Raw genomic sequence first — 19044 nt, 5'->3', positions numbered from 1 at the left:
TTCTAAGGGAAAGAGTATCGATCAAGCGCGGGCGATCTTGAGCGAAGGGCGGTAGAATCAGCGCACTTTAGTTATCCACAAGTGGCCGACCTTTGCTAATCGAGTCCCGTCGCCGCGCCTATTTGACCGCCATGCAGGTGGTCAACTGGCTGCCGCGCACCGAATTGCCCTTTGCCGCGCCCTCGCGGCCCGAGCTGCTGGAAATACCGGAGCCGCTGGTCGTCGCGCCGGTGGTGCCGGCCTCTACGCCTGAGCCTGCCGCCAAAGCTGCCGCTGCGCCGGTTGTAGCGCCGATGGAGCGGGTCAAGATCGAGGTGCCGCGCCCCTCGTTGGCCAGCACGCGCACGAACGCCAAGGTCGAAGAAGAGGCCGCGCCGGTCGTGGCCAAGGCGCCGGTTGTGCCGCCGCCGCGTTTCTCCCTGCAATTGCTGCGCGCCGGTCGTTGCCTGCTGTTGGTCGAGTTACCCACAGGCGAAGCGTTCCAGACCCGAGATCCGGCCTATCTGCTGCTCAAGGACATGCTGCGCGCCGCCGGTCTGCCGGACAGCCCGCAGATCATCGGCGAGCCGGTGCGCTGGCCGCTGTTGGTCCGGGGCAACATGGATCAAGGCCCGGAAGCCGCTCGGGACTTCGTGCAAGGGTTCCTTTCGGCCCGACTGGAAGACGCGCCGTGCGTCTGCGTGTGGCTGATCGGCTTGCCGGCGGTGCGTTTCGCCGGTGAGGCGAATGCCGAATCCTTCAACCGTGAACTCCAGGTCGAAGGCCTGGGCCCGGTCTGGGCCCTGCCGGGTCTGGAATTATTAATGGAAGAGCCACAGCGTAAGGCTGATGTCTGGCAAGCCATGCGTCGGCTGATGGCGCGCTGGAAAGAATCGAATGAGTGACGCTTTATCGTTCCGCCCGATGACCGAGGCGGACCTCGACGCTGTACTGAAAATCGAATACGCGGCGTACAGCCATCCCTGGACCCGCGGGATTTTTCTGGATGGGCTGGGCAAGTACCAGATCTGGCTGATGTTCGAAGGTTCGCAACAGGTCGGTCATGGTGTGGTGCAGATCATTCTTGATGAGGCGCATCTGCTGAACATCACCGTCAAACCGGAGAATCAGGGCCGTGGCCTGGGTTTGACGCTGCTGGAGCATCTGATGTCCCGGGCGTATGGCAGCAAGGCGCGGGAGTGTTTCCTGGAAGTGCGCGACAGTAACCGTGGCGCGTTTCGGTTGTATGAGCGGTATGGGTTTAACGAGATCGGGCGGCGTCGGGATTACTACCCGGCGGTGGGTGGGCGGGAAGATGCTGTGGTCATGGCCTGCACGTTGGTCGACTGAGCCTTTTTAAAAGCTTCGCGGGCAAGTCGGATCGCCGCACCGCTCGCTCCTACAGGATTAGTGGGCACGTCACCAATCCTGTAGGAGCGAGCGGTGCGGCGATCCGACTTGCCCGCGAAGGCTTCCTGACTGACATCAACGATTAACGATTACCATCCATCGGGTCCCGCCGCGCCAGTTCCTCTTCATCCAGGCCATTGCCCCCGCCAATATCGTCTTCGTCGACAATACTCAAATCCCAATCCGCCTGATTGCCTTCACCCGCCTCGTGAGCGTCCCGCGCGCCATCTTCACGGATCAATGTTTCCGGGCTCATGTCATCGTCGGTAGACTCATGGTCATCGGTCGAGGCGCCCGTCATGCCTGCTTCACGCACGCGATCCCGAGGCATCAGCCGTTCGCGCTCGTTTTGCGGCAGTTCGTCGCCGATTTTCGCGGGTTCTTCCTCGTCGAAATCCAGCTCATTTATAGATCCCATACGGTCTTCGTTGTCGTCGATGGGCTCGGGTTGAACCGCATCGTACGGACGTCGTGAATCAGTCATGGCAATTCCTCATACTGTGGGCCTTACTAGGGTGGACCCACTGGGCTCCCGAGAATTCCACCGGCCATATTTGCATCAAACGCGTGACCCCGACCGGCGGTTGTCTGTCAAACCAGCGCATCATTCTTGAGGCTTTACAGCATGAACGAATTACAAGATCTGATTGATAACAACGAACGCTGGGCTGAAGCGATCAAACAGGAAGATCCGGACTTCTTCTCCAAGCTGGCCCGCCAACAGACGCCGGAATACTTGTGGATAGGCTGTTCCGACGCCCGGGTGCCCGCCAACGAGATCGTCGGCATGCTGCCCGGCGACCTGTTCGTCCACCGCAATGTGGCCAACGTGGTGCTGCACACTGACCTCAATTGCCTGTCGGTGATTCAGTACGCAGTCGACGTGCTCAAGGTCAAACACATCCTCGTCACTGGCCACTACGGCTGCGGCGGCGTGCGCGCTTCGATGCAGGATCGCCAGCTGGGCCTGATCGACGGATGGCTGCGCTCGATCCGTGACCTGTACTACGAAAAACGCGAAGAACTGGCCGAGTTGCCGACCGAAGAAGAACGGGTCGACCGTCTCTGCGAGCTCAACGTGATCCAGCAAGTGGCCAACGTCGGCCACACCAGCATTGTGCAAAACGCCTGGCATCGCGGGCAGAACCTGTCGATCCACGGTTGCATCTACGGCATCAAGGACGGCCGCTGGAAAAGCCTGAACACGACCATCAGCGGTTTTGAGCAATTGCCGCCGCAGTACCGACTGCGTCCGGTCGAAACGCTGTAAGGCCGTTCAACAGAGACTGCGCCGACGCCAGTGGTGGTAATACAACTGGCCGTCGGCGTTCGGCTGTTCATCGTAGCCGGTGATCCAGCCTCGGCACTCCGGTGACCCGCACTGACAGGCGAACTGGCGCAGCAGTTTGTCTTCGGTCGCGGCGTAATCCATCGTCAGGTTGTCGCCTTTCTTAATGTCCTTCAGTGCCCACAATGACAGTTCGCTCATGTCGAAAAAGACATTGGGGTCGCAGGAGTGCCTCAGCAGCCCGCTGAAGTGTGGGTCATAGACGTGGATGCCAGGCGCCAGTTGCCGGGTATGTCGATGGCGATAAGGCAGGAGATGCCCCGACACGCGGCAGATTCGACTGATCCGGGGGAAATCGCGCAGGGCCGCAACGGCCACCGCCGCCCCATCGGCGTTGTTGACAATTTCGAAGTCGGCCCGGGAGGGAAATCCAAGGTTCAGCGCAAGCTCTGTGTAGGGATAGATTTCTTCGGGAGGTTTCGCAACGGTCCCGTGCAGGGGGTGAGGTTTCATAACGATCCTTGTCGGCAGCGCGTTGCGACTTCCAAAACTGACGATCCTGTCAGCCCTGCAACACAGGGTATGCCTCAAGATTCTCGCAATTGAAACGACGGGTCTACTGTCAGAACTGACAGGAGCAAAGTGCGCTTTTGCGCGTCAGCCTACGCTCACGCGCAAAAGTGCAAGGGCGATTACAGCGCAGGCGCAGGGATCACCGCCGCAGGCGCCGGGGCTTGCAGCTGTTTGAGCTGGGACTGGATCGGCGTTGTCGCACACTTGGCCACGGCTTGTTCAGGCGTCAGGTTGCGAATCGAGGTGTAGAACAGCTCGCAGGTTTTTTCTTTGCGGGTCACTTGCCACGTCTGCGTGCAGCTTTTCAGCTGAACGGCAGGGTCGGTCCCCGGTTTGCTTCCCATGCCGGCCTGCCAGCAGGCGGCACTCAAGTCCTGACCCATGACTTTCAGGCCCGTAGCGTCGGCTTGGGCCTGAGCATCGTCGCCGGTGTAGCTTTCCGGATTGGCGGCGTACCAGATGTAACTCGGGTGGTTGGAGCCCAGCACCGGCACTTTCAATCCGGCGCTCGGGCTGATCGTGGCCAGACCCAGCACATTGACGGTCGGCCCGTATTGCTGCTTGATCCAGTTACGCACCGGCGCGCCGAACGCAACCATCGGCAATGCGTCACCGCGGGCGTTCTGGCTGACTTCCTTGACCATGGTGGTCTGGTAGTCCTTGAAGTAGTCGTAGACGCCTTCCAGATCCTTGCCAGCACTGGCCGGCGCGGCGATCGGTGCAATGTCGATGATGGTCTGGTAGCCCGGTGTCTGATCGGTGGGGATTCCGTTGTTCGTCAGCAGGGTGGCCCAGCGATCAGTGGTGGCGGACCGCAGGTAATCCTGGGCCTGGGTCAGGGAGTAATCCGGCGGGAAATGCAGCAGTTCGACACTCTTGCGGTTTTCCAGGGCCATGCCCAGGGGCAGGAACAGATTCCAGCTGTAAGCCCACTTGCCATCAACGTTGAGTTTTTTGGCGCCGGTGTAGGCCAGATCACCGGCATTGAGCAGCGCTGCCAACGGTTTTTCATAGCTCTTTGGCACGCCGCTGATGTCGGCGTAAAGCTGATCGTTATCGGTTTTGACCCGCACTTTCGCGGTGCTGTAGCCGTCGCGCCGCACACTTTGGGTCAGGTAGTGCTCGACGGTCTGCTCAAGCGTCCAGTTGCGGAAGCAAACGACGTTGCAGTTGTTGGGGTAGGCAAACAACCGCGTGACGCGTTCGGTGCTGCCCAGTTTCAGATCGACATTGGCGTGGGCGGCGGCGCTCAGGGTGAGCGCCGCGAGGGAAAGTCCTGTCAGTTTGAACATGCTCAGATCCTTTTCAGCGTGGGACCGCGTTGATCGCGGGCGATAGTTACTAAAGCAGATCGGCCGGTAATCGCTCAGCTGAACCTCAAATGAGTCAGGTGATACTCCGGGAAATACATTCGGCACACGAAGATGAAGCCGACCATCACCAGCAAAAACACCAACTGCAAAGGACTGAAGTGCGACCAATGCAGTGCGGTCAACCATGGACGCCGAGCGGCCAATTCAGGGGCGAGCTGACCGATACGGCGCTTGTGCAAAAGGCCGATCAGCCCAAAACCTACATAAGTCGCCATGCCCGGCCAACCCAACAGAAGCCCGAACAGCAGCGTGACGACGGCTTGCGGAACGCCATGTCGCACCACCAGCCAGCGGGTATCCGGGTTCCAGTGGCGGGGGACCAGGCCTTCGGTCAGCCACAGGTCCTGGACAATGGCATGCGAGATGATCGGCACCCACCAGCTCATGGCGAAACGGAGGAACCAGACCGGAACGCAGGCGAATACCAAAGAGGTGAATATCATTGGGATGCTGATGCTGTAGCCATGGGATTTGTACTGGGCCGGGAAACAAAACAAAAACAGCGCCAGTGCGATGCCCGCCCAGACACGCACCCAGGTTTCGTCGGTGATGGGGCGCGGCAGGAAACGTCGCCAGTGAAAAACATCGGCGTGGGGCAACCGCAAACGCAATTCCGGGTAACGCCACTTAAGGGTGTGCGCAAGGTCATGACAGGCCTGCCATTCGTTCTGGCCAAAGCCGTCGATCATTTTCTTCTGTTGCCCGGGCTTCATCGGGTTCATCAACAGATGCGCGGCCTGTACGTCGGCGGGGAGCCAGGTCCGGTTGTCTTGCGCCTTGACCCGCAGGCTTTCGTAGAAGCTTTCCTGATTGCAGCGCTCGATCAGTGCCTCCCAGGTCGACGCAGGTTCCGGATGAATGCCTTTTTTATCGTCCCAGCCAAACACCTGTCCGACGCGGTCGAACAGCGGCAGACTCCATTCAGTGTCGTTGAACAGTTGCAGAAGGATTCGCTGCCATTCCTGGCGTCGATCGAACACCTGCAGCCAGGGTTGTGCGGTGTAACTTTTGAGCAGGGTAAGAAACTCACGTTCTTTCTTGTCTTCGAGCAATTCCTGCAGCGCCTGCCGATAATCCTGCAGCAAACCGCTGGCGAGGGCGTCTCGCTGCCACTCGGTCATTTCGACGTTTTGCCAGGGCGCGAGCCAATCGAGGTGCTGGACCGCCCAGGCGGCAATTGAATTGCGCAGACCCGGATGATCGAAGCACAACGCCAGCAGCCATTTCTCAAACGCTTGGGCGCAGTGCTGTTGTTGCGCTTGTGCCCAGCGCTCGGACAGGTTCTGCGCCGAGAGCCCGTCGAGCAATGCACGCGCTGCCAGCTCGTGCGGCGCGATGACCGGTTCGTGCAGGGGCGCGGGATTGGACGGCGCAAGGTTCAGTGAGCGAAGAGGGGGCGGACTTTCAAGGTTCAACGGACGCAGGTCGAGCACATCGGACCACGCCTGGAGGTTGGCGTGATTCGGCTGTTCGACGACGTCGGCCGTTGCGACTTCAGGTTCTTCGGCGGCGTATTCGGCCCGCCATTGCGCAACACCCAGCGCTTGCTCATAGGCTTCACGCAAGCGTTGAAAGCCTTCCGGATCTTCATCGGGCCGGAAGATTTTCAGCAGTCGCGCATAGCTTCGTTTGATAGTGCGCGCGTCGGCGTCTTCGGGCAGTTCCAGCACAGACCAGCAATCCATGTTGCCGCTCCTTACTGCCAGAGGCCGTTGTCCAGCGTGCCCAGTTGCTGGGTCAGTTCGCTGCGCGCTTCACGAATCCGGCGTTCGTCCTGAGAATCAAGCACGTGCTGAAACTGTTTGGCCCAATGACCGATCTGTTCACGCATCTGTCCCAGGCTTTCCTGATAGAGGCGCTCAAGACGTGCGGTCAACACCGTGTTGACCTGCTGATCGCGAGGATGAATCTTCAACAGCGCCAGTCCCTCCAATCGCTGCTGAATCTCCTCGGGTGTGAGCACGCCGGGATTGTTTTCGATGACCAGTGAATGCTTGTCGCCCGTCAGCGGGATGACCACCTGGGCTTCGAGCAAACCGTTGTTGTCGTAGGTGAAGCGCACGTCGAGGGCGACTTCGCCGGCCTTACGCTTCGGTACTTTGATGTCCAGTTCGCCCAGCGCGACGTTGTCTTTGACCAGGCGACTTTCGCCCTGAAAGATCTTCAGCAGCACGTGTTCCTGATTATCTTGCAGCGTGTACACCGTCTTGACCCGGCTCACCGGCACGATGCTGTTGCGCTCGATGATCGGCAGGTAATGCCCGCTTTCATATTGCTGGCCGATCTGGGTAGTCGTCTCAATGCCCAATGTGTAGGAACAGACGTCCGTCAGCACCACTTCTTCCAGGGCTGCGGAGCGTGCTTTCAAAGCCGCCTGGATCGCCGCACCGTGGGCCACCACTTCGTCCGGGTCGAGACTGATCGAAGGGAAGCGCCCAAACAGGCCAGCCGCCAGTTTGCGAACCAGCGGCATGCGCGTCGTACCGCCCACCAGCAGGATTTCATCGAGATCACTGACGCGAATGCGCGCGTCTCTCAGGGCCCGTTCAATCGGTGTGCGCAAGCGTTCGAGCAACGGCGTGTAGAGCGTGGCCAGTTGGGGTTGGGTGATGGGCTGCGTCCATTGCTGGCCGTCGACCCGCAGGCTGAATTCGGCGCTGCTGTCCTGGCCCAGGGCTTTGCGCACGCGCTCGGCCTCGCGACGTAATGGCTGGATGATGCTGGCGCGGTCAGGAAAGTTATCGGTGTTGCGATGGTGCTCGAGAAAATGTTCCAGCAGCACGCTGTCGAAATCTTCGCCGCCCAGGAAGTTGTCGCCCGCGCTGGCGCGCACTTCCATGACGCCGTCGAAGAGTTCCAGGATCGACACGTCGAAAGTGCCGCCACCGAGGTCGAAAACCAGGAACGAGGTTTCCTTGTCCCGTTGGTGCAGCCCATACGCCAGCGCCGCCGCGGTCGGCTCGTTGATCAGTTTTTCAACCTTCAAACCCGCCAGTTCACCGGCAATGCGCGTGGCCTTGCGCTGGGCGTCGCTGAAATAGGCCGGCACGCTGATCACCGCTTCATGCACTGTTTCGCCGAAGGCCCGTTCGACGTCTTCCTTCAGGCTTTTGAGCACCAGCGCCGACAGCTCTTCGGGACGGAATGACCTGTCACCCAGTCGCACTTCCGTGGCGCTGCCCATGTGCCGCTTGAACAGTGAAGCGGTCTGGCGCGGGTGGGTGTGCAAACGCTCGCGAGCGGCCTGGCCGACCAGCACGCGGCCCTGATCATCGAGACCCACCACGCTGGGAGTGAGGAACTGCCCCAGGGCATTGGGCACCAACTCGCTGGACTCCCCACGCCAGACGGCGACGAGGCTGTTGGTGGTCCCCAGGTCAATCCCTACGATCATTGCGATGAACTCCCTTTCCGGCCTGCAAAAAGTTGAAACAGATAATATTCGCGCAAGGATATTACCGGAGCAGCGGGGCGGTAAAGGAAAGTAGTGGCACTGAGCTATTATTTGCGACGGAACGTGGTTTGGTCTGGATGGCGTGGGATGTGACAGAGGGTTACAAGAGGTGCGGTGTCTACCGTTTCCAAGCACTGCTAGACTGGCACATTACTGGACTTGGCAAAGGTCAACCATGAAACCTTCTATTGCACTGGATCTAAAACGAGCAGCCGTCCGCGAGGTCGTCGGTCGATTTCGTACGTCCAACCCTCGTGTATTCGGTTCGGCGTTACTCGGAACAGATAAAGAGGGGAGTGACCTTGATTTGCTGGTGGACGCTCTCCCAGGGGCCACGCTTTTCGATCTCGGAGGGCTTCAAGTCGAGCTTGAGGATTTGCTGGGGGTCAGTGTTGATCTGCTGACGCCGGGAGATCTTCCGCTGAAATTTCGTCAGCAAGTACTCGAACAGGCTCGTCCGGTATGACTGTTAACCGTCTCGGCGATTACCTTGACCATATGCGACAAGCCGCTGGCGATGCGCTGATCTTTGTCGAGGGCTTGAGTAAAGAAGAGTTTTTTGAAGACTAACGTACCCAGCAAGCGGTGATCATGAGCCTCATCATTATTGGTGAAGCAGCCACTAAAGTAATGGATGGCTATTCGGATTTTGCGAGAGAAAACTCTCAGGTGCCGTGGCGCAGCATGCGAGGTATGCGCAATCGTATTGCTCACGGCTACTTCGATATCAATCTTGAAGTGGTGTGGGATACCGTTCAGACGGCACTGCCTGAGTTGTTGAAGGTTTTACCCATCGATCGAACCTGATTGCACCTGCCCCAGCAGGTGCAATCAATTTCGTTTACGGCATCACCGGCGCCGTATACGTCAACGTCGTCCCCAGCGCCCACAGCAGAAACAGCACCAGCGGCGTGTGCACCAGCAGTTGCACGAACGAGAAGCCGATCAAGTCCCGCGCCTTCAGCCCGAGCACGCCCAGCAGCGGCAGCATGTAGAACGGGTTGATCAGGTTCGGCAGGGCTTCAGCCGCGTTGTAGATCTGCACGGCCCAACCCAGGTGGTAGTTCAGGTCGGTGGCCACTTGCATGACGTACGGCGCTTCGATGATCCATTTACCGCCGCCGGAGGGGATGAAGAAACCGAGAATCGCCGAGTAAACGCCCATCAGCACCGCATAGGTGTCGTGGGACGCAATGCTGACGAAAAAGGTCGAGATGTGGTGCGCCAGGGTCTGAGCGTCGGAGCCTTTGACCGTGGTCATCAGCGCAGCGATCGAGCCGTAGAGCGGAAACTGGATCAGCACGCCGGTGGTGGTCGGCACCGCGCGGGACACGGCATCGAGGAAGCTGCGTGGACGCCAGTGCAGCAGCGCGCCGAGCATGATGAACAGGAAGTTGTAAGTGTTCAGGCCCGAGATCGCGCTGATCGCAGGTTTGGTCGAAAACTCGTGGAACAACCATCCCGCCGCCAGCAGCACCAGCAGAATCGTCAGCAGCGGACTGTGCTCCAGCCATTCGCCGGGACGGGTGCGCGGTTGCAGCGGTGGCAGGTTGAAACTCGGGTCGATGCCGCAGGCTTCGGCGTCGCGGGCCGTGCTCGGCCCTGGCGCCGTGGCGTAGGCAATGATCAGTGAGATCACAATCAGTGCCAGCAACATGACGCCGGATTGCCAGAGAAAGATCGTTTGAGTGAACGGAATGACACCGGTGATCGACAGAATCGACGGCGGCAGGCTGGCCGGGTTGGCCTGCAATTGCGCGGCGGACGACGACAGGCCCAAGGCCCACACAGCGCCAAGGCCCAGATAGGCTGCAGCACCGGCAGCGCGGTAATCCATTTTCAGATCGGTGCGGCGGGCGAGGGCGCGCACCAGCAGACCGCCGAATACCAGCGACAAGCCCCAGTTCAGCAGTGACGCGACCATGGAAATCAGCGCGACCCAGGCGACGGCCGAGCGGCCGTTTTTCGGGATCCGGGCCAAGCGGTCGATGAGCTTCACCGCAGGCGGGGAGCTCGCGACCACATACCCGCCGATCACCACAAACGCCATCTGCATGGTGAACGGGATCAAACTCCAGAAACCATCACCGAAGGCCATCGCTGCATCGGAGGGTTTGGCACCCATGGCCATGGTGGCAACTGCAACGATGATCACCGCCAGCGCAGCAAATACCCAGGAGTCGGGGAACCAGCGTTCGGCAAAACTTGAGCAGCGCAGGGCAAAGCGGGCGGAGCGGGTATCTTCGATATCAGCGGCCACGGGAGTACCTCGAATTTTTATGTTTATTGTGGTCTTTGAGGCCGCGAAGACCCGTCCGTACAGGTGCCAACAGTAAATCAATCAGTCATATTTTGTGACGAAGATTAACCAGTCTGAGACTTTGGTCTAACGGGTTGTCCGTGGGCGCGTTTGCGTAGACCATGGACGCCTTGGTTTTTTGCCCATGCCAGAGTTCTTTCATGACTGCCGACACCCACTCGCGCCCGGCGCCGTTCAGCCGCTCGGACTACAAGACCCTTGGCCTGGCGGCCCTTGGCGGGGCGCTGGAAATCTACGACTTCATCATTTTCGTATTTTTCGCGCTGACCCTCAGCCAGCTGTTCTTCCCGCCGGACATGCCCGAGTGGCTGCGCTTGCTGCAAAGTTTCGGGATCTTCGTGACCGGCTACCTTGCGCGGCCGTTGGGCGGGATTCTGATGGCGCATTTCGCTGACCGGTTGGGGCGCAAGAAGGTTTTCAGCTTGAGCATCCTGATGATGGCGCTGCCGTGCCTGCTGATCGGGATCATGCCGACTTACGCCCAGATCGGCTATTTCGCTCCGCTGCTGTTGTTGTTCCTGCGCGTGCTGCAGGGCGCGGCGGTAGGCGGTGAGGTACCGAGTGCCTGGGTGTTCGTCGCCGAGCACGCGCCGGCCGGGCATCGCGGTTATGCCCTCGGATTCCTGCAGGCCGGGCTGACTTTTGGCTACCTGATCGGCGCCCTGACGGCGACCTTTCTGGCGCAGGCGTTCACCCCGGCGGAAATCCTCGATTACGCCTGGCGTTACCCGTTCCTGCTGGGCGGCGTGTTTGGGGTGATTGGTGTCTGGCTGCGCCGCTGGCTCAGCGAAACCCCGGTGTTCATGGCCATGCAGGCTCAGCGCGATGCCGCCGTCGAGCTGCCGTTGCGCACCGTCTTGCGTGAACATCGTCTGGCGATATTGCCGGCGATGATCCTCACCTGCGTGCTGACGTCGGCGGTGGTGGTGTTCGTCGTCATCACCCCGACCATGATGCAAAAGACCTTCGGCATGACCGCCAGCCACACCTTCGCCTTGAGTGCCTTGGGCATTGTGTTCCTGAACATCGGCTGCGTACTCGCCGGGCTGCTCGTCGATCGCATCGGTGCCTGGCGCACGGTCATGCTCTATAGCCTGCTGTTGCCCCTTGGCATTGGCGTGCTCTACACGTGCCTGATCAGCGGCGGCCAGTGGATTGGCTTGGCGTATGCGATTGCCGGGCTCGGTTGCGGGGTGGTCGGCGCGGTGCCGTCGGTGATGGTCAGCCTGTTTCCGGCGCGGATTCGCGTCTCGGGGATTTCCTTTACCTACAACATTGCCTACGCGGCATGGGCGAGCATCACACCGCTGTTGCTGATCGGCCTGATGCCATGGAGTCCGTGGATTTGCGTGATCTTCAGCGCGGTAATGGGCGCGGTGGGTGTGAGCAGCGCGGCTTACTTCGGTGCGCGGATGCCACGGATCGAACGCCGCCCGGCCGCCGGCGCGGCATGAATGAACAGTCTGTCAGATGTGCCGCAACTATTTTTGTAGGACAACCCTGAAACACTCTTCAGAAAACATCCGCAAGGCCGATGGTTAGGCTGCATACCGCTTTCCATCCCTGTCCATCGGTGCTTTCCATGTTCAACAAACGCTTGAAGCAGGAGCTGTCGGCTCTTCGCGAAGAACTCTCCAGCCTTCAACAAGTGAAGGAAAGTCTGGAAAGCGAGATGCTGGTTCTGACCCTGGATCCTGATGGGCGGATTCAATCGGTCAACCAGAACTTCCTCGGCGAGATGCGCTACAAGAGCAGCGACGTGATTGGCCGGCACCTCGAAGACATCGTCCCGGCCCATGTGAAATCGGACGAATTCCACCACCGCTTCAAGGCTGCGCTGACCCGTGGTGAGCATTTTGCCGGCACCGTGCGCTTGCTGCGTGGCAATGGCCAGGAAGCCTGGCTGCGCTCGATCGCGCAACCGGTGCGGTCTTCGCAAGGTCGCATCAAACACTTCTCGATTTACTCCAGCGACCTGACCCGCACCATCGAAGCGTCCCGCGAGCATGAAAACCTGATCGGCGCCTTGGTGCGTTCGACGGCGGTCATCGAATTCGATCTCAATGGCAACGTGCTGGCGGCCAACGAGCGGTTCCTCAGCGGCATGGGTTACAGCCTGGCGCAGATCAAAGGCAAACATCACCGTACTTTCTGCGAACCGGAGGAGCACAACAGCGCTGAATACCAGAATTTCTGGCGCCGCCTGAACGCCGGCGAGTTTGTGGCTGGCCGGTTCAAGCGTAAGGACAACCACGGTCGTGTGGTCTGGCTGGAGGCGTCCTACAACCCAGTGGTGGACGCCAACAACACGCTCTACAAAGTGGTGAAGTTCGCCACGGTGATCACCGATCAGGTCAATCAGGAGCAGGCGGTCGCCGAAGCGGCCAACATCGCCTACAGCACCTCCCGGCAAACCGATCAAAGCGCCCAGCGCGGTACTGCCGTGGTGACCCAGGCAGTGGACGTGATGCGTGAGCTGGCCAGGCACATGCAAACCGCCGGCGAAGGCATCGAGGCGCTGAACGAGCAATCGCTGGTGATTGGCACCATCGTCAAAACCATCAGCGGCATTGCCGAACAGACCAACCTGCTGGCGCTTAACGCGGCCATCGAAGCGGCGCGTGCCGGTGAACAGGGCCGAGGTTTTGCCGTGGTTGCGGACGAGGTCCGGCAACTGGCTTCGCGCACCAGCCAGGCCACCGATGAAATCGTTGGCGTGGTGCGCCAGAACCAGGACATGGCGCGCAATGCCGTGGCCCTGATGACCGACGGTCAACTCCAGGCAGAGCAGGGCCTGGCGCTGGCGGCGGAGGCGGGCACGGTGATCGTCGAGATCCAGGACGGCGCGCAGAAAGTGGTGAACGCGGTCGGGCAGTTTGCCAATCAACTGGCGACTTGATACCTGCGGACCTTTTGGAAATCGCTACAATCGGCGTTTTCCAAAGGAGCAGCCCTCATGAGCGTTTCTCACCGCCGTCCGGTTCCCTTGTCCAAGGCTTATCGCCTGCTCAATCACGGGCCAACCGTGCTGGTCAGCGCGGCGCATGACGGCCAGCGCAATATCATGGCTGCCGCCTGGGCCATGCCGCTGGACTTCGAGCCGCCGAAAATCGCCGTGGTGCTGGACAAGTCCACCTGGACCCGACAACTGCTGGAAGCGTCGGGAACCTTCGTTTTAAACGTTCCCTGCGCTGCCCAGGCCGATATCGCCCAGACCGTTGGCTCGACCTCTGGCCTGGAACTGACTCAGGGGCAGGGCCTGGACAAGTTTCAGGTCTATGGCCTGCAGACGTTCAACGGTGAGCTGATCGACGCACCGATGCTTGAAGGTTGCGTCGCATGGCTGGAATGCCGACTGTTGCCAGAGCCCAATAATCATCAGCAATATGACCTGTTCCTGGCCGAGGTGATTGCCGCTCAGGCCGATGAACGCGTGTTCAGCGAGGGTCGCTGGCACTTCCAAGGGCATGATGCATTACGCACCTTGCACCATGTGGCTGGCGGGCATTTCCTGACGATCGGCGACCCGGTGGACGGCCAGACCTTGCAGCCGTAGGCCGCTGCCTTTCACACCCATATGTCATTCTGCGCCGTGCGTTCGCCGCCTTCGCTGCCCGTGTTCAGTACACCCTTGGGTTCGATCAGCAGCAGTTTCACTTCCTGCACGGCGGAGGGTTTGTGCTCGACACCCTTTGGCACCACATACATTTCGCCCGCGTTCAACAGAACGTGGCCGTCGCGAAAGTCGATGCGCAATTGCCCTTCGAGAACAATGAAGGTCTCGTCGGTATCCAGGTGTTCGTGCCAGATGAAATCCCCCAGCAGCTTCACCACTTTGAACTGGTAGTCGTTCATCTCGGCGATGACCCGAGGGCTCCAGTGCGAGTCGATCCGGGCGATTTTTTCAGCGAAGTTCAGGCTTTGATAAGCGGTCATGACGCAAGCTCTCGTGGTTGATCGTGACTCCACGATAGTCAGCACGACAGCAGGCTTCTTGTACGATTGTGCGCGGCTCAGCGGCGGTGCATTTTCATCCACCTGGCCGGCGACAGACCGTAGGTCTTGCTGAATTGCCGGGTCATGTGGCTCTGGTCGGTGAAGCCGGCGATCAGCGCGGCGCTGACCAGTGACTGGTCCTGGATCAGCAGTGTGCGGACCAGGTCTAGACGACGCATGGTCAGGTATCGATAAGGGCTGGTGCCGAACAACAGGCGAAAATCCCTCGACAGACTCCAGCGATCCCGGCCGCTGTGTTGCGCCAGTTCCTCCAGGGTCACGGTGCGATCCAGGGCACTGTGGATGAGCTCCCGCGCGCGCTCCGCCGCCACGTAGTCGAAGCGCTGGCGTTTACCGGGCGCGCCGGAGACGGTGCTCAAGGCGTGTGCCAGATCGAACAATGCGTCCTGTTCTTCCAGCGGGTCGAGCGGGTCATCCAGGCTTCGCATCAGCACATCGGTGGCGGCGAACAAGTGTGGATCAGTGGACAGGCCTGTCTTGATAAACGGCAATGGCTGGCCGCCGAGTATCTGTTGGATCAGCGCCGGCTCGATGTACATCATGCGGTAGCGAAAACCGCTGTCCGTGCCGGCCTCGCCATTGTGGAGTTCATCCGGGTGCAGGACCAAGGTGCCGCCCGGCAGGCTGTGACGCCAACCACCGCGGTATTGAAAGCTCTGCACCCCGGCCAGCGTGCGGCCGATCGCATAGGTGTCGTGGCGATGAAGGTCGTAGCCGTGACCGGCAAAAAACGCCTCGATACGCTCCAGCCCGCCGATGTTGGGCGCGCGGTGGAACCAGTCGATGGGAGGCGTGTGCTTGGCCATGGCGATGTTGTCTTAAGGTCAATGAAGAACACGTTAACCCAGTGCCCCCTCACCTGTCTGCTGGCCGATAAAACCCATGGGGCTGCTAGAAAACCTCCGGTAAATGTTGCAAGGTATCGAGCATTCTCTGAAGCCACGAAGGCGCCTCACACCATGGAAATGACTCATCTGAGCTACGCTGCACCGCTGTTGTCTCTGGCGCTGTTATGGACGGTCGCGGTAGTGACGCCGGGGCCCAACTTCTTCAATACCGCGCAATTGGCCGCCAGTTGCTCCCGTCGTCATGGCGTGGTGGCCGCATTGGGCGTGGCGACTGGCACCGTGCTCTGGGGACTGGCGGGAGGCTTGGGCATCAAGTCGCTGTTCAGTGCGGCGCCGACGCTGTACTTAAGCTTCAAGATTGCCGGTGGTTGTTACCTGATCTATCTGGGCTTGAAGCAGTTCAAGCGCACTCCGGCGGTGATGCCGGGCGACAGCGTCTCGTTGAACGGGGTGGGGCGCACGCTGCTCTCGGCTTATGGCCGGGGCTTTGTCGGCAATATGACCAATCCCAAGGCAGCGCTGTTCGTCGCGACGATTTTCGCCACGGCCATGCCTGCCTCTCCGCCGCCGATGTTGCTCGCGCTGGCCGTGCTGACGATGGCGACCTTGTCGTTCAGTTGGTATTGCAGCGTCGCACTGCTGTTTGCCAGCCGTCGCGTCGCGGGCGCCTATGAGCGTTCGCGCAAATGGCTGGATCGCTTCGCCGGCAGTTGCTATCTGCTGTTCGGCGCGCATCTGGTGGCCAATCGTTGAGGTGTATGGAATGAGCAAACTGCGGGTAGGCATTATTTTTGGTGGTCGTTCGGCAGAGCACGAAGTGTCGCTGCAGTCGGCGAAAAACATCGTCGATGCGCTGGATCGGTCGCGCTTCGAACCGGTGCTGATCGGCATCGACAAGCAAGGTCATTGGCACCTCAACGACCCTTCGAACTTCCTGCTCAATCAGGAAAACCCGGCCCTGATCGCCCTCAACCAGTCCAACCGGGAACTGGCCGTGGTGCCGGGCAAGGCCAGTCAGCAATTGGTCGAAACCTCCGGCCAGGAACTGCTGGGCCACGTCGACGTGATCTTCCCGATTGTGCACGGCACGTTGGGTGAAGACGGTTGCCTGCAAGGCTTGCTGCGCATGGCGGATTTGCCCTTTGTCGGCTCCGACGTGCTCGGCTCTGCAGTCTGCATGGACAAGGACATCAGCAAACGCCTGCTACGTGACGCCGGGCTGGCGGTCACGCCGTTCGTGACCCTGACCCGCGCCAGCGCCGCACGCACCGGGTTCGCCGAGGTCCACGGCAAACTCGGCCTGCCGCTGTTCGTCAAACCGGCAAACCAGGGGTCGTCCGTGGGCGTGAGCAAGGTCAGCGACGAAGCCGAGTACACGGCGGCAGTTGAACTGGCCCTGGGTTTCGATGAAAAAGTATTGATCGAGTCCGCCGTCAGCGGCCGCGAGATCGAGTGCGCCGTACTCGGCAACGAGGACGCCATCGCCAGCGGGTGTGGCGAGATCGTGGTGCGCAGCGGCTTCTACTCCTACGACAGCAAATACATCGACACTCAAGCGGCAGAGGTCGTGGTGCCGGCCAACATCAGCAGCGAGGCCAGTGAGCGTATCCGCGCCTTGGCCGTCGAGGCGTTTCAAGTGCTCGGCTGCTCCGGTCTGGCGCGGGTCGATGTGTTCCTGACCGACAGCGGCGAAGTACTGATCAACGAAATCAACTCGTTGCCCGGCTTTACCCGCATCAGCATGTACCCCAAACTCTGGCAAGCCACCGGCATGACGTACAGCGAGCTGGTCAGCCGCTTGATCGATCTGGCGCTGGAGAAACACAAGGCACGGCAAGCGCTGAAGATCGCTCGCTGAGCGGCGCACGACTATTCAATCAAGGATTTATGGATGAGCGATTCAATGGTGACCCTGTTTTCCTACGGCACCTTGCAGGACAAAGCCGTGCAACAGGCCAATTTCGGGCGCGAGCTGGCCGGCAGTGCCGACGCGATGCTAAGTTACGAGCAGTCCTGGGTTGAAATTACCGACCCTGAGGTGTTGGCCACTAGCGGCAAGAATCACCATCCGATTCTTCGTCCGGGCAGCGACAGCAGCGCGCCAATTCCGGGGATGGTGTTCCAGATCACCCCCGAGGAACTGGCCGCCGCCGATAGCTATGAAGTGTCGGATTACAAGCGGGTCAGTGTGGTCCTTCAATCCGGGATTGAAGCTTGGGTGTATGTGAGCGCTTAGTTGCGCAACATGAAAGCGTGAAAAGCCTGGGTTTGGCGGTCGGCAAGGAAGCGGTCGCGCTGGTGAAGGCTCCGTGGGTAATGCTGATGACCGAGTCCAGTGACATTCGTCTGTCGGCGCGCAACTGCCTGGAGGGCAAAGTCACCAGTGTCACCGATGGCGTGGTGAACGCTGAAGTCGTCATTAAACTTGATGGTGGCAGCGAGGTTTACTCGATCGTTACCCGTGAAACGGTTGCAGAACTGGGGCTGGCGCCGGGCGTGAGTGCGACGGCGGTGATCAAGGCTTCGCATATTATTTTGGGTGTACCGGCCTGATTCGCCTTCAAGGGTTTTCCAGAGGGGCGGGGATGAAACCTTGCTCTCTTAGGCCCTTGATTACGCCTCGAATCAAGTAATTATTTGAGAACCCGATGGTGTACTGCCTTGCTCCTTCGTTGATTGGAAGGAGCATTCCTTGGCTGACCAGTTTTTTGATCAAATAGGTGCGTTGGCTAGCTGACAGGTTCGGTAGCGTCTTTGCCAGATCGGAAGATTTAACAACGCCTTCAGTGATTGCTGTATCCAGAACAGCCTCTTCTGTTTTAGTAATCCACTCGCGCTGACGAGCGAATTCGACTGCAGGCGTAAGGATTGAGTGTTTGAGGTAGGCATAGTCAGTGAGTCGGTCCACCTTGGCAATCTCATCCTTAACGCCTTCCAACACATAGACGCACCATGTTTCGAGACCTGCTTTTGCCCCGGTGTCTGCTACACCAAGCATCGCGTAATAGCGTTCACGGTCGTTACAGAAGACGGCTGTTGGATTCAGCACTCTCCCACCTGTGTTTACGTTAAATCCATACTTCATCAGGAGTGCATAGGTGAGTAGACGCACCACGCGCCCATTACCATTTCCGAAGGGGTGAATCCATCCGAATCTATGATGAGCCAGGGCAACTTTCATAAGATCGTACTTTGGCAAGTCATCGTGATTCACAAAGGCCACGAGTTCTTCCATGTAGCCTGGGACCTGAATGGCTTCAGGTGGTAGGTGTTCAGACTGTGCGATACGTACAGGAGTTTGACGGTAGGCACCAGGAGTTCTATCACCTTCGCGCTCCAGTTCCTGGACCGTCATCGCATGGATTTCTCGAATAATCCGCTCCGTCAAAGGCTCACCTGGACGCATGATTTCTTCGATGTAGTTCATGGCTTTTTCGATGTTGGCCACTTCACGTAACTGATCGCTATCAGCTGCCTTACCCTCAATTTTATTGTCCAGGTAGTCGGCCAAGGTTGTGTGGTTACCCTCGATCCGTGCCGATCCCAGGCTTTCCAGTGTGTGAAAAATCGCCTTCAGTTGGAAAAACACCGGTGCGGGTGTATCCCCCTCTAGCCGCAACCTTCGTAGATGCTCCAACTCGCTCAATACGTCTACTGTAGTGGTCTAATGAAACCGGACACCCATTTAGGCGAGAATGCTCGCCAGATCGAGGTGTCAGATGACCAAACAACGCCGTTCCTTTTCTGCTGAATTCAAACGCGAGGCTGCCGAACTCGTGCTC

19 protein-coding genes and 3 pseudogenes are annotated in these 19044 nt (G+C 59.5%); 13 read left to right on the top strand and 9 right to left on the bottom strand.

The annotated features are described in order from the left end of the window. Positions 1 to 131: 131 nt before the first annotated feature. On the top strand, positions 132 to 884 hold the full coding sequence (locus EYC95_RS28155) for an energy transducer TonB (RefSeq protein ID WP_131063245.1): 753 nt from the start codon (positions 132 to 134) through the stop codon (positions 882 to 884). After that, entirely contained in the window at positions 877 to 1329 is a 453-nt protein-coding gene (gene rimI, locus EYC95_RS28150) for a ribosomal protein S18-alanine N-acetyltransferase (RefSeq protein ID WP_131063238.1), read from the top strand. Before EYC95_RS28155 ends, rimI begins: the two co-directional genes overlap by 8 nt. A 142-nt stretch (positions 1330 to 1471) precedes the next feature. On the opposite strand, the gene EYC95_RS28145 is transcribed toward rimI, so the two are convergent. Beyond that, positions 1472 to 1873, bottom strand: coding sequence for a serine kinase/phosphatase (locus EYC95_RS28145; protein ID WP_131063237.1), 402 nt, complete (start codon positions 1871 to 1873; stop codon positions 1472 to 1474). Between the two features lie 141 nt (positions 1874 to 2014). Between EYC95_RS28145 and can the strand changes: the two genes are divergently transcribed. Then, complete coding sequence (gene can, locus EYC95_RS28140; RefSeq protein ID WP_131063236.1) at positions 2015 to 2659, top strand: carbonate dehydratase; 645 nt, start codon at positions 2015 to 2017, stop codon at positions 2657 to 2659. 6 nt (positions 2660 to 2665) lie between these two features. On the opposite strand, the gene EYC95_RS28135 is transcribed toward can, so the two are convergent. From EYC95_RS28135 to EYC95_RS28120, 4 genes are all read right to left on the bottom strand, one after another. After that, positions 2666 to 3190, bottom strand: a complete 525-nt coding sequence (locus tag EYC95_RS28135) for an SET domain-containing protein-lysine N-methyltransferase (RefSeq protein ID WP_131063235.1) — start codon at positions 3188 to 3190, stop codon at positions 2666 to 2668. 179 nt (positions 3191 to 3369) lie between these two features. Next, positions 3370 to 4542 (bottom strand): hypothetical protein, encoded by a 1173-nt coding sequence (locus EYC95_RS28130; protein WP_131063234.1) that lies wholly within the window; start codon positions 4540 to 4542, stop codon positions 3370 to 3372. 74 nt (positions 4543 to 4616) lie between these two features. Then, positions 4617 to 6308, bottom strand: a complete 1692-nt coding sequence (locus EYC95_RS28125) for a J domain-containing protein (protein ID WP_131063233.1) — start codon at positions 6306 to 6308, stop codon at positions 4617 to 4619. Positions 6309 to 6319: 11 nt separating this feature from the next. Beyond that, positions 6320 to 8017, bottom strand: a complete 1698-nt coding sequence (locus EYC95_RS28120; RefSeq protein ID WP_131063232.1) for a molecular chaperone HscC — start codon at positions 8015 to 8017, stop codon at positions 6320 to 6322. 235 nt (positions 8018 to 8252) lie between these two features. On the opposite strand from EYC95_RS28120, the gene EYC95_RS28115 reads away from it, so the two are divergent. Further along, complete coding sequence (locus tag EYC95_RS28115; protein ID WP_131063231.1) at positions 8253 to 8543, top strand: nucleotidyltransferase family protein; 291 nt, start codon at positions 8253 to 8255, stop codon at positions 8541 to 8543. Next, a pseudogene (locus EYC95_RS28110) lies at positions 8540 to 8884 on the top strand (DUF86 domain-containing protein). Before EYC95_RS28115 ends, EYC95_RS28110 begins: the two are co-directional and overlap by 4 nt. A gap of 34 nt (positions 8885 to 8918) precedes the next feature. Here EYC95_RS28110 and EYC95_RS28105 read toward each other — a convergent pair. Then, positions 8919 to 10337: a short-chain fatty acid transporter gene (locus tag EYC95_RS28105; protein ID WP_131063230.1), complete on the bottom strand. Its 1419-nt coding sequence runs from the start codon at positions 10335 to 10337 to the stop codon at positions 8919 to 8921. Between the two features lie 200 nt (positions 10338 to 10537). Between EYC95_RS28105 and EYC95_RS28100 the strand changes: the two genes are divergently transcribed. From EYC95_RS28100 to EYC95_RS28090, 4 genes and pseudogenes are all read left to right on the top strand, one after another. Further along, complete coding sequence (locus tag EYC95_RS28100) at positions 10538 to 11851, top strand: MFS transporter (protein WP_131063229.1); 1314 nt, start codon at positions 10538 to 10540, stop codon at positions 11849 to 11851. A gap of 80 nt (positions 11852 to 11931) precedes the next feature. After that, positions 11932 to 12756: pseudogene (locus EYC95_RS31130) on the top strand (PAS domain-containing protein); the annotation flags it as partial. Further along, positions 12736 to 13296: a methyl-accepting chemotaxis protein gene (locus EYC95_RS31125; protein ID WP_371928443.1), complete on the top strand. Its 561-nt coding sequence runs from the start codon at positions 12736 to 12738 to the stop codon at positions 13294 to 13296. The pseudogene EYC95_RS31130 and the gene EYC95_RS31125, both read left to right, overlap by 21 nt. A gap of 57 nt (positions 13297 to 13353) precedes the next feature. Then, a complete protein-coding gene (locus EYC95_RS28090) occupies positions 13354 to 13953 on the top strand; it encodes a flavin reductase family protein (protein ID WP_131063227.1) in 600 nt (199 codons plus the stop codon). 11 nt (positions 13954 to 13964) lie between these two features. Here EYC95_RS28090 and EYC95_RS28085 read toward each other — a convergent pair whose 3' ends face one another. Both EYC95_RS28085 and EYC95_RS28080 read right to left on the bottom strand, forming a co-directional pair. After that, positions 13965 to 14333, bottom strand: a complete 369-nt coding sequence (locus EYC95_RS28085; RefSeq protein ID WP_131063226.1) for a cupin domain-containing protein — start codon at positions 14331 to 14333, stop codon at positions 13965 to 13967. A gap of 77 nt (positions 14334 to 14410) precedes the next feature. Beyond that, a complete protein-coding gene (locus tag EYC95_RS28080) occupies positions 14411 to 15220 on the bottom strand; it encodes an AraC family transcriptional regulator (RefSeq protein ID WP_131063225.1) in 810 nt (269 codons plus the stop codon). A 153-nt stretch (positions 15221 to 15373) separates the two neighbouring features. Here EYC95_RS28080 and EYC95_RS28075 point away from each other — a divergent pair, with 153 nt between their 5' ends. From EYC95_RS28075 to EYC95_RS28060, 4 genes and pseudogenes are all read left to right on the top strand, one after another. Then, complete coding sequence (locus EYC95_RS28075) at positions 15374 to 16015, top strand: LysE family translocator (protein ID WP_131063224.1); 642 nt, start codon at positions 15374 to 15376, stop codon at positions 16013 to 16015. Positions 16016 to 16025: 10 nt separating this feature from the next. Beyond that, the gene (gene ddlA / locus EYC95_RS28070) at positions 16026 to 17120 is read left to right on the top strand and encodes a D-alanine--D-alanine ligase (RefSeq protein WP_131063223.1); all 1095 of its coding nucleotides are present in this window, start codon (positions 16026 to 16028) and stop codon (positions 17118 to 17120) included. A gap of 33 nt (positions 17121 to 17153) precedes the next feature. Beyond that, complete coding sequence (locus tag EYC95_RS28065) at positions 17154 to 17498, top strand: gamma-glutamylcyclotransferase family protein (protein ID WP_131063222.1); 345 nt, start codon at positions 17154 to 17156, stop codon at positions 17496 to 17498. Continuing rightward, a pseudogene (locus EYC95_RS28060) lies at positions 17489 to 17815 on the top strand (molybdopterin-binding protein); the annotation flags it as partial. The gene EYC95_RS28065 and the pseudogene EYC95_RS28060, both read left to right, overlap by 10 nt. Before the next feature lie 7 nt (positions 17816 to 17822). On the opposite strand, the gene EYC95_RS28055 reads toward EYC95_RS28060, so the two are convergent. Beyond that, on the bottom strand, positions 17823 to 18908 hold the full coding sequence (locus EYC95_RS28055) for a Fic family protein (protein ID WP_131063221.1): 1086 nt from the start codon (positions 18906 to 18908) through the stop codon (positions 17823 to 17825). Positions 18909 to 19044 lie beyond the last annotated feature (136 nt).

Source organism: Pseudomonas sp. BGI-2, assembly GCF_004310295.1.
In the GTDB taxonomy this organism is placed as follows: Bacteria; Pseudomonadota; Gammaproteobacteria; order Pseudomonadales; family Pseudomonadaceae; genus Aquipseudomonas.
Note: the sequence above shows the minus strand (reverse complement) of the source record. Positions and strands in the feature narration are given on the sequence as shown.

Coding starts and splice junctions, on each gene's coding strand:
- EYC95_RS28120 (WP_131063232.1), bottom strand. CDS start 8,017: ATGATCGTAGGGATTGACCTGGGGACCACCAACAGCCTCGTCGCCGTC.
- EYC95_RS28145 (WP_131063237.1), bottom strand. CDS start 1,873: ATGACTGATTCACGACGTCCGTACGATGCGGTTCAACCCGAGCCCATC.
- ddlA (WP_131063223.1), top strand. CDS start 16,026: ATGAGCAAACTGCGGGTAGGCATTATTTTTGGTGGTCGTTCGGCAGAG.
- EYC95_RS28135 (WP_131063235.1), bottom strand. CDS start 3,190: ATGAAACCTCACCCCCTGCACGGGACCGTTGCGAAACCTCCCGAAGAA.
- EYC95_RS28125 (WP_131063233.1), bottom strand. CDS start 6,308: ATGGATTGCTGGTCTGTGCTGGAACTGCCCGAAGACGCCGACGCGCGC.
- EYC95_RS28065 (WP_131063222.1), top strand. CDS start 17,154: ATGAGCGATTCAATGGTGACCCTGTTTTCCTACGGCACCTTGCAGGAC.
- EYC95_RS28090 (WP_131063227.1), top strand. CDS start 13,354: ATGAGCGTTTCTCACCGCCGTCCGGTTCCCTTGTCCAAGGCTTATCGC.
- EYC95_RS28080 (WP_131063225.1), bottom strand. CDS start 15,220: ATGGCCAAGCACACGCCTCCCATCGACTGGTTCCACCGCGCGCCCAAC.
- can (WP_131063236.1), top strand. CDS start 2,015: ATGAACGAATTACAAGATCTGATTGATAACAACGAACGCTGGGCTGAA.
- EYC95_RS28115 (WP_131063231.1), top strand. CDS start 8,253: ATGAAACCTTCTATTGCACTGGATCTAAAACGAGCAGCCGTCCGCGAG.
- EYC95_RS28085 (WP_131063226.1), bottom strand. CDS start 14,333: ATGACCGCTTATCAAAGCCTGAACTTCGCTGAAAAAATCGCCCGGATC.
- EYC95_RS28075 (WP_131063224.1), top strand. CDS start 15,374: ATGGAAATGACTCATCTGAGCTACGCTGCACCGCTGTTGTCTCTGGCG.
- EYC95_RS28155 (WP_131063245.1), top strand. CDS start 132: ATGCAGGTGGTCAACTGGCTGCCGCGCACCGAATTGCCCTTTGCCGCG.
- EYC95_RS28130 (WP_131063234.1), bottom strand. CDS start 4,542: ATGTTCAAACTGACAGGACTTTCCCTCGCGGCGCTCACCCTGAGCGCC.
- EYC95_RS28100 (WP_131063229.1), top strand. CDS start 10,538: ATGACTGCCGACACCCACTCGCGCCCGGCGCCGTTCAGCCGCTCGGAC.
- rimI (WP_131063238.1), top strand. CDS start 877: ATGAGTGACGCTTTATCGTTCCGCCCGATGACCGAGGCGGACCTCGAC.